The sequence below is a fragment of the Vreelandella sp. F11 genome (assembly GCF_042466685.1).
Lineage (GTDB): Bacteria > Pseudomonadota > Gammaproteobacteria > Pseudomonadales > Halomonadaceae > Vreelandella.
Genome location: NZ_CP170448.1, coordinates 3,551,659 through 3,567,863, shown reverse-complemented (window position 1 = coordinate 3,567,863; position 16,205 = coordinate 3,551,659). Strand labels below are relative to the sequence as shown.

The 16,205-nt window shown below is 54.3% G+C and carries 17 protein-coding genes; 11 read left to right on the top strand and 6 right to left on the bottom strand.

The features are described from left to right. Window positions 1-68 precede the first annotated feature (68 nt). The 3 genes from ACFIOZ_RS16370 to ACFIOZ_RS16360 all read right to left on the bottom strand — a co-directional run bounded on the left by ACFIOZ_RS16370 (window position 69) and on the right by ACFIOZ_RS16360 (window position 2,745). Window positions 69-1,001 carry a lysine exporter LysO family protein gene (locus ACFIOZ_RS16370; RefSeq protein WP_386079719.1) on the bottom strand — a complete coding sequence of 311 codons (933 nt, stop codon included), beginning with the start codon at window positions 999-1,001 and terminating at the stop codon, window positions 69-71. After that, entirely contained in the window at window positions 1,002-1,736 is a 735-nt protein-coding gene (locus ACFIOZ_RS16365; protein ID WP_386079718.1) for a hypothetical protein, read from the bottom strand. Window positions 1,737-1,809: 73 nt separating this feature from the next. Further along, entirely contained in the window at window positions 1,810-2,745 is a 936-nt protein-coding gene (locus tag ACFIOZ_RS16360; RefSeq protein ID WP_386079716.1) for a 2-hydroxyacid dehydrogenase, read from the bottom strand. 306 nt (window positions 2,746-3,051) lie between these two features. On the opposite strand from ACFIOZ_RS16360, the gene doeA reads away from it, so the two are divergent. The 11 genes from doeA (at window position 3,052) to ACFIOZ_RS16305 (ending at window position 13,665) form a co-directional block, all read left to right on the top strand. Then, entirely contained in the window at window positions 3,052-4,251 is a 1,200-nt protein-coding gene (gene doeA, locus ACFIOZ_RS16355) for an ectoine hydrolase DoeA (RefSeq protein ID WP_386079714.1), read from the top strand. A 23-nt stretch (window positions 4,252-4,274) separates the two neighbouring features. Beyond that, entirely contained in the window at window positions 4,275-5,306 is a 1,032-nt protein-coding gene (gene doeB, locus ACFIOZ_RS16350) for a N(2)-acetyl-L-2,4-diaminobutanoate deacetylase DoeB (protein WP_386079713.1), read from the top strand. A gap of 8 nt (window positions 5,307-5,314) precedes the next feature. Then, window positions 5,315-5,791, top strand: a complete 477-nt coding sequence (locus ACFIOZ_RS16345) for an Lrp/AsnC family transcriptional regulator (RefSeq protein ID WP_386079712.1) — start codon at window positions 5,315-5,317, stop codon at window positions 5,789-5,791. 224 nt (window positions 5,792-6,015) lie between these two features. Then, complete coding sequence (locus tag ACFIOZ_RS16340; RefSeq protein WP_386079710.1) at window positions 6,016-7,512, top strand: NAD-dependent succinate-semialdehyde dehydrogenase; 1,497 nt, start codon at window positions 6,016-6,018, stop codon at window positions 7,510-7,512. A gap of 185 nt (window positions 7,513-7,697) precedes the next feature. Further along, window positions 7,698-9,131, top strand: a complete 1,434-nt coding sequence (locus tag ACFIOZ_RS16335; RefSeq protein WP_386079708.1) for an aspartate aminotransferase family protein — start codon at window positions 7,698-7,700, stop codon at window positions 9,129-9,131. Between the two features lie 129 nt (window positions 9,132-9,260). After that, entirely contained in the window at window positions 9,261-9,938 is a 678-nt protein-coding gene (locus ACFIOZ_RS16330; protein ID WP_386079706.1) for a haloacid dehalogenase type II, read from the top strand. Window positions 9,939-9,999: 61 nt separating this feature from the next. Next, on the top strand, window positions 10,000-10,347 hold the full coding sequence (locus ACFIOZ_RS16325) for a putative quinol monooxygenase (protein WP_386079704.1): 348 nt from the start codon (window positions 10,000-10,002) through the stop codon (window positions 10,345-10,347). Window positions 10,348-10,396: 49 nt separating this feature from the next. After that, a complete protein-coding gene (locus ACFIOZ_RS16320; protein ID WP_386079702.1) occupies window positions 10,397-10,864 on the top strand; it encodes an S-ribosylhomocysteine lyase in 468 nt (155 codons plus the stop codon). Window positions 10,865-11,023: 159 nt separating this feature from the next. Next, window positions 11,024-11,635 (top strand): LysE family translocator, encoded by a 612-nt coding sequence (locus ACFIOZ_RS16315; protein ID WP_386079700.1) that lies wholly within the window; start codon window positions 11,024-11,026, stop codon window positions 11,633-11,635. Between the two features lie 101 nt (window positions 11,636-11,736). Further along, window positions 11,737-12,774 (top strand): CNNM domain-containing protein, encoded by a 1,038-nt coding sequence (locus ACFIOZ_RS16310; protein WP_386079698.1) that lies wholly within the window; start codon window positions 11,737-11,739, stop codon window positions 12,772-12,774. Between the two features lie 240 nt (window positions 12,775-13,014). Further along, window positions 13,015-13,665: a peroxiredoxin gene (locus tag ACFIOZ_RS16305; RefSeq protein WP_386079696.1), complete on the top strand. Its 651-nt coding sequence runs from the start codon at window positions 13,015-13,017 to the stop codon at window positions 13,663-13,665. 57 nt (window positions 13,666-13,722) lie between these two features. Here the strand turns inward: ACFIOZ_RS16305 and ACFIOZ_RS16300 are convergent, their stop codons facing one another. The 3 genes from ACFIOZ_RS16300 to ACFIOZ_RS16290 all read right to left on the bottom strand — a co-directional run bounded on the left by ACFIOZ_RS16300 (window position 13,723) and on the right by ACFIOZ_RS16290 (window position 16,205). Next, window positions 13,723-14,991, bottom strand: a complete 1,269-nt coding sequence (locus tag ACFIOZ_RS16300) for a PAS domain S-box protein (protein WP_386079695.1) — start codon at window positions 14,989-14,991, stop codon at window positions 13,723-13,725. Window positions 14,992-15,415: 424 nt separating this feature from the next. Beyond that, the gene (locus tag ACFIOZ_RS16295; RefSeq protein ID WP_386084113.1) at window positions 15,416-15,613 is read right to left on the bottom strand and encodes a zf-HC2 domain-containing protein; all 198 of its coding nucleotides are present in this window, start codon (window positions 15,611-15,613) and stop codon (window positions 15,416-15,418) included. A gap of 22 nt (window positions 15,614-15,635) precedes the next feature. Next, the gene (locus tag ACFIOZ_RS16290) at window positions 15,636-16,205 is read right to left on the bottom strand and encodes a sigma-70 family RNA polymerase sigma factor (protein WP_386079693.1); all 570 of its coding nucleotides are present in this window, start codon (window positions 16,203-16,205) and stop codon (window positions 15,636-15,638) included.

Here is a 16,205-nt window from a genome sequence, read left to right as displayed (position 1 = left end):
GGCATCCTGGGCAGTGATCGGTTAAACAGACAGTGCTGCTTATCCTAACTAATCAATGCCCACTATCGCTAACCCGAAAGCGAGAGAAAAAACAGAATTAGCGGTGGTGACAGTAGCGAGAGAATAAACCCGCTGACCACGGCAATAGGCACGCAGGCTACGCCGCCGTGCTGTTGAATCACCGGTAGGGTGAAGTCCATGGAGGTGGCGCCGCCGTAGCCAATCGCCAGTGCGGTATGGCGGTGGATCACTAGCGGAATCAGGATAAATGCCAGCAGCTCCCTGGTCAGGTCGTTGAAAAATGCCACGCCACCCATCAGCGGGCCTAGCTGGTCACCTATCAAGATGGCCGAGAGCGAGTACCAGCCAAAGCCTGACGCCATCGCCAGCCCTTCGTTCCAGCTTAGCGAGAGTAGCGGGGCGGCGGCTAAACCTGCCAGCAGGGAACTTAGCGCCAGTGTCACCGCAATCGCCAGCCCCATGCGGTTGAGTAAGATTTGCCTTAGTGGCATACCAGAGTTACGCAGCTGGCAGCCGATCAGGGCTAGCAGCAGGTAGAGCACCCATTCGGCCAGTAAATCTGCGCTGTTGAAAAGTCTTTCGCCCAGGTGTGGCCCTAGCAGCAAGCCAGTAATCACACCTCCAGCCACCACGGCGACCAACAGCAGCGACCCCTGCATGGCCGCCAGCTTGCTGGTGGGGGCGTCTTTGACCACTGGCGAGTTGCCTGCCTTAAGCGTTAAACGGCGCGATAACCACCATAGTGCTGCTAAATTGAATAGCGTGGTAATGCTAAACAGCAGCAGGGCGTTGCCGCCCAGGCGTGAAAGCTGGCTAGATAGATTCTCAAGCCCGGCAAGGCTTATTCCCATGAACAGTAGGATTAGATAGACCGAACTATTAACCGCTCGGTTGATCAGGTTTTGCAGCTGCGTGGAACGAACGCGAACCAAATAGCCGAGTAAAAGCGGTAGTAGAACAATCAATAAACCCGATAGCATTTAGGGCGTCGCGCCCCCGTTTGGGTTGAAGTTAGTCAATGTGAGCTGTGTTTCACGACTGCCCTCTTTTTGGTACACCACCGATAGAATCAGGCCGGGCCAGTCAGGGTGAAAACGGATCTGTAGCAGGCGATCAGGCTTTTCCACATCAATGAGCGATACGTTGAGGGCTTCGAACTCGTCGCCCGGCATCCCAATGCTACTGGGGTCAGCTACCCGTTGTTTTTCAACATAGTATTGAAAATGCTCATCACGCCCTTTGTGATCGACAAACTCAATATCGCAAGGGGCGCTCTCTGTGCAGTTTTCGTGACCTGCTCGGCGCGATAGGTCAAAGAGTGCGGTCTGACGGTCTAAGTTGGGAATATCCCGTTCGCCCAATTGATAACTGTCACCTACGCCGAGCAACGAATAGCTGCTGCTATAGAGCAGCGCGTGGGGATCATTATCGTTCAGAGAAAAGCGGCTGAATTCTTGCCCGCGTGCCACGGTGACTGAAAAGCGCATATCGCTTAACCAGTGATTCCCCTCATTAGAGAGACGGTGGGTAATAGTTGCCCCCGGCCAGCCGCGAACCTCAAGCCGATACTGTGCCTCAAAGGGCTGAGGGTCTTTGAACGTCTCGGCGGCTAAGGCCGTGTCACTTGAATACCAGACGGCAAAACTCAATCCCACCCCTGCGAGCGCGCGGCTAGGCAGTCGTGCGAAAACATTGACCAAGAGCCTTTCCTCCATAAAAACGTATCTTCCTAAGAGCCTTTAGCCTGGACTTGGTTCCCAGCGTGCCAGTATAGCTTGGGTATGAGAGTCAGTAACCTGCCTCTGGGTTGATCGTGGCGAGTTTTTCGCCCGATTCAAAAGCATGCAAGTAAGAGATTACTTGGTCGATGGCATCGTTAAGCGGGGTAGGTGCTGCCATATGTGGAGTGACGATTACCCTGGGATGCTGCCATAACGGATTGTCAGACGGCAGCGGCTCTTCATGAAATACATCTAAGAGTGCCCCCCGAAGGTGTCCAGACCGATGTTCACTGCCCAGCGCTTCTAGTAGCGCCTGTTCATCAATCAAGCTACCCCTGCCAGGGTTAATCACACTAGCCCCTTTGGGCAGCTGAGCCAGCCGCTCGGCGTTAAGAATATGGTGAGTGGCGGCGGTGTCGGGGAGAATGGTGATCAGGCTCTGCACCTGGCCTAGTAGCTCGCCTAGCCCTTCATCGCCATGAAAACAGCGCACACCACTGATCTGCTTGGGGGAGCGGCTCCAGCCCAGCACCGGGAAGCCCGCCTGTTGCAAGGCACTGGCCACGGAGCTGCCAATAGCGCCCAGGCCTAATACACCCACCGGCCACTGAGCTTTTTCCACCACTTCTTGCGGTTGCCAAGTAGCGCTTTGCTGCTGTTCTGCGTAACGATCCATGCTGCGGTAGAAGTGCAGCACGCCATAGAGGACGTAATCGGCCATCAGTTCGCCCATGCCCGCATCGCGCAGTTTTACGATGGGTACGTCGTTAGGCAGGCCAGGAGTTTTCAGCAGATAATCCACTCCAGCACCCAAATTGATAATGCCCTTTAGCTGGGTCTGCTCTTGCAGTATGTGTGCTGGGGCCTTCCAGATGGCGAGATAGTCAGCCTCTTTACGTTCATCTGCCGGCGCCTCGCTGGTCAGCACGGTGGCGTGGGGCAAGGCTTCCGCAAGCGCCGCTTGCCACTGCGCAGCCTCATCAATATGCACGACAATTTTCATCCCGTTTCCCCTCTTGCTAAAAGTGTTATCACTGCAGGTTATCATGGTGAGCGGTAAAGGCTGTTGCAAGCTTGCTTAGTGCAAATAACGATGCCGTATGTACTTTTTGTCATAAAGCCTTTGACCGCTGACCAAGGGTCGGTGCTAGTATCGGCTTAAGACGACATTGGCGGGCCTGCTGCAATGGCAGCAGATGCAACCCCGACGCCTGATCGGTGGTGGCCAGGTCGATCCTGTGGCCCAGCGGTGCATGTCTATAGTGGGCAGTGCGCTGGTTCTTGGTGATCTTTAATGGCGAGTTGCCCGATGACTCAGGTTTCCCTGCCTTTCACGCGCGAAGAGTACGCTACCCGCCTGTGGAAAGTGCGTGCTGAAATGGCCAGTCGTGGCATTGACGTACTGATCGTTAGTGACCCTTCCAATATGGCTTGGCTAACCGGCTACGACGGTTGGTCGTTTTATGTGCATCAGTGTGTGCTGGTGGGCCTCGAAGGCGAGCCGGTATGGTTCGGGCGGCGCATGGACGCCAATGGTGCCCTGCGCACCTGCTGGATCGATCCCGAAAACATTACCTACTATCCGGATTACTACGTCCAGAATCCGGACATGCACCCGATGGAGTATCTGGCTCAGTCGATCATGCCTAATCGCGGCTGGCATCTGGGGGTGGTGGGCATGGAGATGGATAATTACTACTTCTCCGCCAAGGCCTATCTAAGCCTGCTGCGTGAGCTTCCCCATGCGCGCTTTATGGATGCCAATTCGCTGGTGAACTGGTGCCGGGCGATAAAGTCGCCCCAAGAAGTTGAGTACATGCGTATTGCCGCCAAAATTGTCGAAGGCATGCATACGCGTATCCTGGAAGTGATTGAGCCAGGATTGCCCAAGAGTAAGCTGGTGTCAGAGATTTACCGCGTCGGCATTGAAGGTTTTGTGGATGAGAACGGCAAAGTCTTTGGCGGCGACTATCCGGCTATCGTGCCGATGCTGCCTACCGGTAAAGATGCTGCTGCGCCCCATCTAACCTGGGACGACACGCCGTTTCGCAAAGGGGAAGGTACCTTCTTTGAGATAGCTGGGGTGTTTAAGCGCTATCATGCGCCGATGTCACGTACCGTGTTTTTGGGCACACCGCCTACGGATTTTATTCGCGCGGAATCAGCCCTCCTGGAAGGCATCGAAAACGGCTTGGCAGTCGCCAAACCCGGTAACCGTACGGCGGATATTGCCATGGCGCTGGGGGCGGCGATGGATAAATACGGTTTTGACCGCGGCGGTGCCCGTTGTGGTTACCCCATCGGTATTTCCTACCCGCCCGACTGGGGTGAGCGCACCATGAGCCTACGCCCCTCCGATGACACTATTCTGGAACCGGGCATGACGTTCCACTTTATGCCGGGGCTCTGGGAAGAGAACTGGGGCTTGGAAATTACCGAGAGTATTTTAATTACCGAAGACGGCTGTGAAACTCTGGCCAATTTCCCGCGCCAGCTGTTTGTAAAGTAGCGGATTGTAAAAAGGAACCTCCAATGACCGATCAACCGAGCCAACTGCGGCCGAGCCCTATTTCTGCCACCGTTGATTTTGATGCCGATGGCGTGCAGCACGGTTTTTTAAAGTTGCCGATCTCTACTGATGAATCCGCCTGGGGCGCGGTGATGATCCCCGTCACCGTGGTTAAGAATGGCGACGGCCCCACGGCACTTTTGACCGGTGGTAACCACGGCGATGAGTACGAAGGCATCACCTCGCTGTTAAAGCTCTCGTCAACGCTGAAAGCAGAGGATGTCACGGGCCGGGTGATTATCGTGCCGTGCATGAATACTCCAGCAGTGATTGCGGGTAAGCGCACCTCGCCGATGGATAAGGGCAACCTCAACCGCAGCTTTCCCGGCGACCCCAACGGCAGCGTTACGCCGCAAATTGCCGACTACTTCACCCGCGTATTAGTGCCGATGAGCGACGTGGTGCTCGACCTTCACTCTGGTGGGAGAACGCTGGATATTCTGCCCTTCGGCGCGTCCCACGTGCTGGATAATAAAGCGCAGCAGCAGGCCGCTCTGGAAGGTGCCAAAGCGTTCGGTGCCCCCTATGCCATGGTGATGTTTGAGCTGGATGCAGAAAAACTCTTCGACACCGCCTGCGAGCGCCAGGGCAAAGTGTTTGTGGCCACCGAGCTGGGTGGCGGCGGCACTTCGACGCCTCAGAGTATCGCCATTGCCGAGCGGGGCGTGCGTAATTTCCTGATTCACTACGGTTTGGTAGCGGGTGAAGTGGAGATGCCCGCTGGTGGGCAGATGTATCTCGATATGCCCGACGCCAGCTGCTACGTGCAGAGCCGGCACTCTGGCGTGCTAGAGCTGTTGGTAGCGCTGGGTGATGAAGTGAAAAAAGGCCAAACCATCGCCTACGTGTACGACATGACCCGCAGCGGCACCGATCCGGTGGCCTATAAAGCAGAGCGCGATGGCATTCTGATGGCCCGGCGCGCGCCCGCACTGATCAATATGGGGGATACCCTGGCGGTGATTGCCGATGTTGTTGAACGCCTGGAGGCGTAATCCTCGGCATGATGAAACTTGACCGTTACGATCTGAAAATTCTCGATATCCTCTCCCGCGATGGGCGAATCACCAAGTCGAAGCTGGCCGAGGCGATCAATCTCTCGGTCAGCCCCTGCTGGGAGCGGGTAAAAAGGCTTGAAAAAGCGGGTGTGATCGAAGGGTATACCGCGCGCATCAATGCCGATGTGTTGGTGCCGCGTAACCCGGTGTGGGTACAAATCGAGCTCAAACAGCACAATGCCGAAAGCTTTACCCGCTTTGAAGCCCTGGTGATGCAAACCCCGGAAGTGACCGAGTGTGTGGCAGTAGGCGGTGGGGTGGATTACCTGGTGAAATTTGAAGCGCGCACTATTGATAGCTACCAACGGTTGATGGATAAGTGGCTGGTCTCTGAGGCCGGTATAGAACGTTATTTCACCTATATTGTGACCAAAACCGTTAAGCGGGTGCCGATTGGCATCGATACCGACGATATTCTATAAACTGCTACGTTGACCCTTTGCGGTGCCCCCGCCAAAAAAAACCACTGCCAAACGCTCACTGACAAAAAAAGTCGCGTGATAAGCCTCGGTTTTCAAAAACACTTCGTGGCCCCTCTCCGTTAACCTGGGGGCATTCGACGGCAAGGCTAATCAGCGCTTGCTGACAATGCCACACAGTGACTGCAGCGCTCGGTTAGCCAGACTGCATTTAAGGGGAGGTTCCCATGACCACACTTTCGACCACGCTCGCCAAGCGCCTGGAAGATCCGCGTCTGTTCCGGCAGTACGCCTACGTGAACGGTAAGTGGACCCACGGGGAGGGCGGTCGCGAAGAAGCGGTTTACGACCCTGCCACCAATGAAGCCATTGGCCATATCCCGCTCCTGGAAGCCGAGCAAATTACCGCTGCGGTGGATGCGGCGGAAGACGCTTTTGTTCAGTGGCGCGCCCTACGCGTCGATGAGCGTTGCGAGAAACTGTTAGCATGGTACGACTTGATTCAAGCTAACCGTGAAGACCTCGCGACTATCATGACATTGGAGCAGGGTAAGCCGCTGCCCGATGCCCGTGGTGAAGTAGAGTACGGTGCCAGCTTCGTGCGTTGGTTCGCTGAAGAGGGCAAACGCACCTACGGCGAAACCATCCCCAGCCATATTCCGAATGCTTCTCTGGGCACGATTAAAGAGCCGGTGGGTATCGCGGCGATGATTACGCCCTGGAACTTCCCGCTGGCGATGATCACCCGCAAAGCCGCGGCGGCGCTGGCAGCGGGCTGCCCGGTGATCGTCAAACCCGCCAATGAAACGCCTTACTCTGCGTTGGCGCTGGCGGAGCTGGCTGAGCGGGCGGGTATTCCTGCGGGGATTTTCAACGTGGTGTTGGGTGATCCGGCGGAAGTCTCGAAGATTCTTTGCGCAGAGTCGCGTATTCGCGCATTGTCGTTCACCGGTTCCACTCGGGTTGGCCGCCTGCTCATTGAACAGAGCGCCAACACCGTTAAGCGGCTCTCCCTGGAGTTAGGGGGCAATGCGCCCTTTATCGTGGGGCCTGATATGGATCCCAAAGAGGCGGCCTTCGCGGCAATCGATGCCAAGTTCCAAACTGCGGGGCAGGACTGCTTGGCCGCCAACCGTATTCTGGTGCACGAATCCATCCACGATGAGTTCGTTGAACACTTCAGCGAGCGTATGTTGGCGCTAACCTTGGGTAACGGTTTGCAGAGTGAGATTGACCTTGGCCCACTGATTCACCGCCAGGCGGTTGAAAAAGCAGCTGCTATCGTCGATGACGCCATTTCCAAAGGCGCCACTATGATCGGCGGTGATCAAAGCCAGGCACCCGGCGAAAACTTCTTTATGCCGGCGATGCTGACCGGTGTGACGCCGCAGATGAAAGTGTGGCGGGAAGAGAACTTCGCCCCTGTGGCCGGTATCACTGCTTACAGTACCGACGACGAAGTCATCGAAATGGCCAATGACACCGAGTACGGCCTGGCCGCGTATATCTATACCCACGATATTCGCCGCATCTGGAAGCTAATGCGCGCGCTGGAGTACGGCATGGTCAGCGTCAACTCGGTTAAGATGACTGGCCCGCCGGTTCCCTTTGGTGGCGTGAAGCAGTCCGGTCTTGGCCGTGAGGGCGGCGCCACGGGTATCGATGAGTATCTGGAAACTAAATATTACTGCCTGGGTGCGCTAGGTTCGGTGTCGGGGAGCTAGCGCGGATAGTGTCGCAGTCGAGGCTGGTTAGGCACTAAGCGAACCGTCTTTTTCAGGGATGAAAAAGCCGAGCGCCCAGGGACGGGTTTACAGCGTGTTCGCGTGTGCCTAACCAGCCGTGCTGCCCGCAATAATTTAACTGCCGCCCCGCTGCTCGGGGAGGTTTATCGTACAGAGAGAACGCTATGAGCTTGCATCAGGATTTGATCGAACGCGACCGTAAAGTCACTTTCCACGCCTCTACCCACCTGCGCGACTTCGCCCACGGCGATTCGCCGGGCCGGGTGATTACCGGTGGTAAAGGCATCAATATCGTGGATAAAGACGGCCGTGAATTTATCGACGGCTTCGCCGGCCTTTACTGCGTCAACATCGGCTATGGCCGCACCGAAGTCGCCGAAGCGATCTATAAGCAAGCACTAGAACTCTCTTACTACCACACCTATGTGGGCCACTCCAATGAGCCGCAGATCGAGCTTTCCGAGCGCATTCTGAAAATCGCCGGGATGAACATGTCCAAAGTGTACTACGGTATGTCCGGCTCGGATGCCAACGAAACCCAGCTCAAGATCGTGCGCTACTACAACAACGTGCTGGGCCGCCCACAGAAGAAAAAGGTCATCTCGCGCATGCGCGGCTACCACGGCTCCGGCATCGCCTCGGGTTCGTTAACCGGCCTAAAAGCGTTCCACGACCACTTCGACTTGCCGATTGACACCATTCGCCATACTGAAGCGCCGCACTACTACCTGCGCGCTGCCGAACAGCACGGTATGACAGAGCTTGAGTTCTCTGCGTTTTGTGCCGACAAGCTGGAAGCGATGATTCTGGAAGAGGGCCCGGACACCGTGGCCGCCTTTATTGGCGAGCCGGTACTGGGTACTGGCGGTATCGTACCGCCGCCGGAAGGTTATTGGGATGCGATCCAAGCCGTGTTGGCGAAGTACGATGTGCTGCTGATTGCCGATGAAGTGGTGTGTGGCTTTGGCCGCACCGGCTCTGACTTCGGTAGCCACCACTACAATATGAAGCCTGATCTGGTCACTATTGCCAAAGGTCTGACCAGCGCTTATCAGCCGCTGTCTGGCGTGATTGTTGGCGAGAAAGTGTGGCAAGTACTGGAGCAGGGCACCGGCGAGTACGGGCCCATCGGCCACGGCTGGACCTACTCCGGTCACGCGCTGGGCTGCGCGGCGGGACTTGCCAACCTGGATATTATCGAGCGTGAAAACCTGGTGGGTAACGCTGCTGAAACCGGCAGCTACTTCCAGCAGCAACTTAAGGCTAACTTCGAAGGCCACCCGCTGCTAGGCGACGTGCGCGGTGTTGGCCTGATGGCGGCGCTGGAGTTTTCGCCGGATGCCAAACAGCGCCTGCACTTCGATCCAGCGCTTAAAGTCGGCCCCCGTGTGGCCGCTGCGGCCATGGAAGAGAATCTGATTGCTCGCGCCATGCCCCAAGGCGATATTCTCGGCTTTGCGCCGCCGCTGACCATTAATCGTGGTGAAGTGGACGAGATGATTGGCCGCGCGAAGCGTGCCATTGACCGGGTGACCGACGAACTGGTGCGCTCTGGCGACCTGAAAAGTGGAGAAAAAGAGGCTGCGTTTACGGTTTGATCGGCTGTTTTAGCCTGCTAAGCGCCGCTGCCTGTGCAGCGGCGCTTTTGTTATTGAAGGTGTCTACTATGCTAAAGATACAAGCTGAACTCAGGCCACAATTAATTGAAAGTTAAGGAGTAGCCAACGATGCAACCGGTCTTAGCCTTCGATGTATACGGTACGTTAATCGATACCCAAGGGGTTACCGTTGAGCTTGAGCGCCGCCTCTCAGATGCCTCCAAAGCAGGAGAGTTTGCCCGCCGCTGGCGCGATAAACAGTTAGAGTACAGCTTTCGCCACGGTGTGATGGGGGCTTATGTACCGTTTTCGGAGTGCACCCGCGAAGCGCTGGTGTTTGTTGACCGCGCACTGCAAACAGGGCTTTCTGATAACGACCAAGATCATCTAATGGCGGTGTACGGTGAGCTGCCCGCGTTTGGCGATGTGGTGCCTGCGCTTGATCAGCTTCGCGATGCGGGCATACGCTGTGTGGCATTTTCGAACGGCACCGCTGATGCCGTGTCCAAGTTGCTCACCCGCGCGGGTGTTGAGAGCCACATGGACGACGTGGTCAGCGCCGATGAGGTAAAACGCTTTAAGCCAGACCCCGCAGTGTACTCTCACCTGCGTAGCCGCTTGGAAACTCGCCCCGAAAACACTTGGTTGGTGTCCAGTAACCCCTTTGATGTGATTGGTGCCACCCATGCAGGCCTACGCAGTGCCTGGGTGCGGCGTAGCCCTGATGCGCCTTTTGACCCCTGGGGTATCGAGCCGGATATGACGGTGACCGATCTGGAAGCATTGGCGGAGCGCATCATCCGTTAGGTTGTTAACCTATGTCGACAAGCCGCATAATGACGCACGCTTAACGACTTAGGAGTTAACCATGTCAGAAAAAATCTACTGTATTGCTGGTTTTAAACCCAAACCGGGCAAGGAAGAAGCGGTATTCAAAGCGCTTCAGTCGTTAGAGCCGAATACTCACCGGGAAGATGCCTGTATTCACTATACTGTGACCCGGCAGATCGAGAATCCTTTCGCTCAGGGCACCAGCTACCCGATTGTGTTTCATGAAATCTGGGCCAGTCGCGAAGAGTTTGAAGCCCACTGCCAGCGCAAAGAGATCCAAGACTTCTTTGCCAAGCACGTTGAAGCGCCGGATGGCGATATCGAAGATGCCAACGTGTGTGTTTACACCGATGAACCCTGGAATTTTGACGCGCCCCAAGTTTAAACGAATCGAGCTTTAAGCGAATCAAGCTTTAAGCGAAAAAGGAGCCAACATGACCGATAAAAAGATGAACGTCGAGAGTTTTAACCTGGATCACACCAAGGTCAAAGCCCCGTACGTGCGCTTGGCCGATATTAAAGAAGGCCAGAACGGCGACCGTATTCATAAATACGACCTGCGTATCTGCCAGCCCAATAAAGATCATATGGAGATGCCCGCGCTACACTCCCTTGAGCACTTGATGGCTGAACTGTCGCGCAATCACACCGATAAAGTGGTCGATATCAGCCCAATGGGCTGCCAAACCGGCTTCTACATCGCGATGATCAACCACGACGACTACGACGGCGTGATCACCATCATCGAACAAACCCTAAACGACGTACTAGAAGCCACTGAAGTGCCTGCCTGCAATGAAATGCAGTGCGGTTGGGCCGCCAGCCATAGCCTGGAGGGCGCACAAGAATTGGCCAAAGGCCTATTGGCCAAGCGTAGCGAGTGGACGGAAGTGTTCGCTTAAGCGTGATGTAACCGTCAATGGGCCGTTAGCCGACGCCTCCCCGTGCTGTATCAAGCAAGGGGAGGCGTTTTTATTGAGAGTGTTTTAACGAATGGAAAACGCCAACCAACAGTGACATGCTGGCGTAACGTAGATATCTTCCAAGGGGTAGGCATTACTATGCTGTTGGACACTTGGCTTTTATACCTAATCGCCTGCCTTGGTCTGTCGCTTTCGCCTGGGCCAAACGGCCTGCTAGCGCTGACCCATGGCGCGCTGCATGGCAGCCGTAGAACCCTGTTTACCATCGTTGGCGGTGCAACAGGATTTATACTGATTATTGCCCTGTGCATGTTTGGGATTGGGGCGCTGCTTAAGTCGTCGGTGATGTGGCTGACAGTACTGAAATGGGTCGGGGGTGCCTATCTGATTTGGCTGGGTATCCAGGTGTGGCGCTCACCGCCGATTACCGGTGAGCTTAATGTGAAGGCAAGCCAAGCAAGCGGCTGGCAGCTTTATCGCCAAGGCGTACTGGCATCGGTTACCAACCCCAAAGTACTGCTGTTTTTCAGCGCTTTTCTAGCTCAGTTTATCGATCCGCAACGCAGCCTAATGCTGCAATTTTTCCTGTTGACAGGCACCTTTGTTGTTATCGAGTGCGTTGTAGAGGGTTTGCTTGCCAATATGGCTAATCGCATTCGTCACTGGCTAAAACGCGTAGGCCGCGGATTCAACCGTACCTGCGGCGGTATCTTCATCGCTATCGGCGCCGCGCTGCCATTAAGGGCTTAAATTCAGGCCTGCTCGGCTTTGTGCGATACGTTATAGATAACCATTGACTTCTGGCTATGATGCCCCTATAAGAGCACGATAATCCACTACCTTAGGCGCCCATGTTCCTCCTGATCTCGATTGCCACGCTTTCGATCGCACTCTCTTTTCTGTGTTCCATCCTTGAAGCAGCCCTCCTGTCAATTACGCCCAGCTATATTGCGAAGCTGAAAGAGGAGAAGCCCAAGTTATACGCCTCGCTTACTAAGCTCAAAACCAATATCGACCGGCCACTTGCGGCTATTTTGACCCTTAATACGATTGCCCATACTGTGGGCGCGACAGCAGTGGGGGCTCAGGCGGCAATTGTATTTGGTGAATCGTCCATCGCTATTGTGTCTGCGGTCATGACGATGCTGATTTTGATCCTCTCGGAAATTATTCCGAAGACTATCGGCGCGACTTACTGGCGCGGTTTATCCCCGTTTCTACCACGCTTGTTGAAACCGATGATTTTGGGTCTGCTGCCTTTTATCTGGATGTCGGAGCAGATCACCCGCCGACTCGGTAAGTCTGAGCACGATGTCGATTTGCGCGATGAAATTAAAGTGCTGGCCCGTGTTGGTCTGGAAGAGAAGGTGCTGGATGCAGACGAGTCGCGCACTATTATCAATATGCTCAACCTGCACGATATCGTGGTCGGCAAAGCGATGACCCCGCGCACGGTGTGTGAAACCGTCCTACCGGACATGACCGTGAAAACGTTCGATGAACAGTATGGCAAAGCGCCGTTCACGCGCTTCCCGGTGATGGACAACGGTGAGCAGGCCTTTGGCTATGTGCATAAAGCGGATATGTATCACGCCGACGATGCCAAAACGATGCGCGAGTTGATGCATCCGATCGGTAGCGTGGACGTCTCACACAACGTTGAGCAGGTATTCACCTCCATGCTGAAAGACCATCTACACATGCGGGTTGTCTACGACGAGCACGGCACCTTTGTAGGTTTAATTACATTAGAAGACATTATTGAAACCATTTTGGGGCAGGATATAGTCGACGAGACTGATAGTGTGGCTAATTTACGCCACTATGCGAAGCAGCAGTGGATCAAACGGGTGAAGCGGGAAGATAAAGACACCAAAGCAGAGCAGTAATCCGAGGAGGGGATACTCTGTTTGTTTAGCTAAAACGGCGCCTTCGGGCGCCGTTCTGCTTTTACAGTCATTTATATTCAGGCTTTTACGCCGTTAGACTAAGCTTGGCGAAGTGAGGGCTTGGCAGAGCGAGTGAACGTTGTGTTACGACTCGCTGTCTTAGCGCTAAATGATCTATAGTGAAGGTGTTGAAAGTCAAATAAGCTATTAGGGCGTCTAACGCCCATTAAGGAGGAAAGCATGTCATTACGTATTAATGCAGTCGTGCCCGATTTTGAAGCGGAAACTAGCCAAGGGCCGATTCGTTTTCATGACTGGATTGGCGATAGTTGGGCGATCCTGTTTTCACATCCTAAAGACTTTACCCCGGTTTGCACGACGGAGTTCGGTGCCGTTGCGCAGCTGAGCGCAGAGTGGAAGAAACGCGGCACCAAAGTGATCGGTGTTTCTGTGGATGGCGTTGAAGACCATAGGCGCTGGGGCAATGACATCCAAACCGTCAGTGGCAGCGAAGTCGATTTTCCGATTATCGCTGATGATGGCCTAACGGTGTCAAAACTGTACGACATGCTGCCCGAAGATGCCTACCTGCCCGATGGCCGTACGCCCGCAGACAGCGCCACGGTGCGCTCGGTGTTTATTATCGGGCCGGATAAGCAGTTAAAACTTTCCATGACTTATCCCATGACCGTAGGACGCAACTTTGCGGAAATCCTACGCGCCCTGGATGCACTGCAAACCACGTCCAAACACGGCGTTGCCACCCCAGCCGATTGGACGATAGGCCAGGACGTGATTATTCCGCCTAGCGTTTCTGACGCGGATGCCAAGCAGAAGTATGGCGAGTATGAAACGGTTCTGCCTTACCTGCGTAAAACACCGCTGCGCTAATAGCGTGATGTAAGAAGCGAAAAGCCAGCGTCTATGCGCTGGCTTTTTCATGGCACATTAAGCGGACTCTAGCGCAAGCTGTTCAATGGACGTTGAAACGTTGCGCGCCCCAATGAGTATCTCATTGACGATAATCTCGATTTCACTCACGCTGGTTTGGCTCGATTTGCCTTGCTCCACTACCTGTTGCATAGCGTGAGTCGTCCTCTCTACCAAGGCTCTGTTCTCTTTTAGCACCCGGGTAATATCCTCCACCGCTTCACTAGAGCCTTTAGCCAAGCGGCGCACTTCGTTAGCCACCACCGCGAACCCGCGCCCCTGTTCACCTGCGCGTGCGGCTTCCACTGCGGCATTGAGCGATAGCAGGTTGGTCTGGTTAGCGATACGCGCAATCGATTCGGTAATACTATTGATGCTTTGGGCTTGGTTGTTAAGCGCGGCAATTAACTGCTGTGCTTCAGCCAAGGTTAGCGCTGCTTGCTCTGAATCACGTACCACCCGCTGTAGGTGGCTAAGACCGTTTTGGGCGATCTGCTCTGTTTGAGAAGAGGTGCTTTGGGCGGCAGTGACAGCCCGTGTAGCGGACTCTGCTGCCTGAACGGATCGGGTAATATCGGTGGCGAACTTGACCACTTTTACGACGTTTCCATGGCTATCTTGAATCGGGTTGTAAGTCGCCTCCAGCCAGACACTTGCACCGCGGGAATCCAAACGCTCAAACTTCCCTTGCATGTACTCACCCTGAGCCAGCCGTTCCCAGAAACGTGGATTGGCTTGCGAGAAATTGGCAGGGCAAAACATCCGGTGGTGCGCACCCACTAATTCATCATTTCGATATCCCATCGCCTGCTCAAAATTGGAGTTGGCATTGAGAATTTCACCACTGGGGGTAAATTCAATCACCGCCATGGAGCTGTTTAGCGCGTCCAAGATGGCATTTTTCCGCTCCGCCTCTTGGTGGGTAGCCGTAATGTCATTGGCAATTTTGAGTACTTCGACAACCTTACCCCGTCGATTGCTGATCGGTAAGTAGGTGGCCTCTAACCAAATTTCCTCACCCTGGGCATTAGCACGCCGAAAGCGGCCTTGTTGGCTATGCCCAGCTGCCAGGGTTTCCCAAAAGGTGCGGTACTCAAGGCTACGGCTCTCTTCTGGGAAGCAGAAAATTCGGTGGTGTTGCCCCTTCACTTGGTCAAGCGTGTAGCCGACGGTGGTCAGGAATTGCTCACTTGCCTTCTTAATCACCCCTTCAGGTGTAAAAGAGATGCAAGCGGTGTGTTGATACACTGCACTGTGTAAACCATTGGAAGCGAGAAGTGTGAGCATTGCTAAGTCCTGTCAACGGGGCTATGTAAGTCTTGTGTACAAGGTTAGAGCAGTCCCGGTCTATAAGCATCACTTTGTATCCAGATGACACAAAATGTTGCATTTGTGAGTTTTTCGGTGTTTTTGATCATTAGTTTCGGCTAATAACCAGGGCATCTAGCCGGACTGTTCATAATAAGTAGCTTTAGAAAATGTCACCTGAATAGCTGCTTGTTCGAGAAACTTGAAAAAGCAGTGAAAGCTAATCATCCCTTTTATCGTGTTGTACAGCGTGTGTATAAGTATAATTGTAGAGTAATTCTTAGGTTGAAGCACTTGAATGTATATATTTTGTACAAATTTTTTTGTTGAGTGCACGAAACGTTCTGCTGATGGGAAGCAGAAAATGGGGAGGGAGGTGGTTTGTAGTACCTAGTTGAAGAGGCTAATCGTCTAAAGTTTGGCGAAAACTATGCTGGGAGGCCGGGTGATGATTGCCAATTTGGTGTAAAAGATCGAATTGGCGAGCGCAGATGCGGCAGGCTCGGCACATCGACAGATGAATACGCAGAGCCATCTTTTCACGCATCGATAGTGTTCTGTCTTGTTTTAAAGACATCAATCTTGTGGCCTCGCGGCACATGAGCATAGCAAGCTCCTTCAAGTTAGTTTAACCAACCATGATCCAAGCACTCTCTTAGCCGTAAACGCGCACGGTGTAAGATGACCCAGCAGTTGGTTTCAGTAATGCCGATTTCCTTACAGATCTCTGATGTGGAAAGCCCCATTAGTTCACGCAGGGTAAATACCCGTGCGATGCTCTCCGGTAAGGCGATTAAACAGGCATCAAATACCTGCCAGAAGCGCTGGTTTTCTAATACCTGCTCAGGCTCGCCCCAGTGGCTAGGGCGGGCAGCGCTCTGCCAGTGACCATCCTGCTGAAACAGACGGTCAAGGGTGTCGTCATCTAAGTCCTGGTCTAGCGGTTGCCAAGCTCCTTGACGGCGCTGTTGCCGGAGTTGATTGAGAATTTTGTATTTCAAAATGCCAAATACCCACGTCTCGAACTCGGAGCGCCCTTCAAAGGAGGTACTTTTCTCAAAGGCGGTGAGCAAAGTCTCCTGTACCGCATCTTCAGCGGCGGTGGCATCACGTAGCTGCAACCGCGCAAAGGCCACTAAGCGTGGACGTAGCTGGGTAAAGTGGGCCGCGGCAAATGTAGCGGGAAAAGGCAC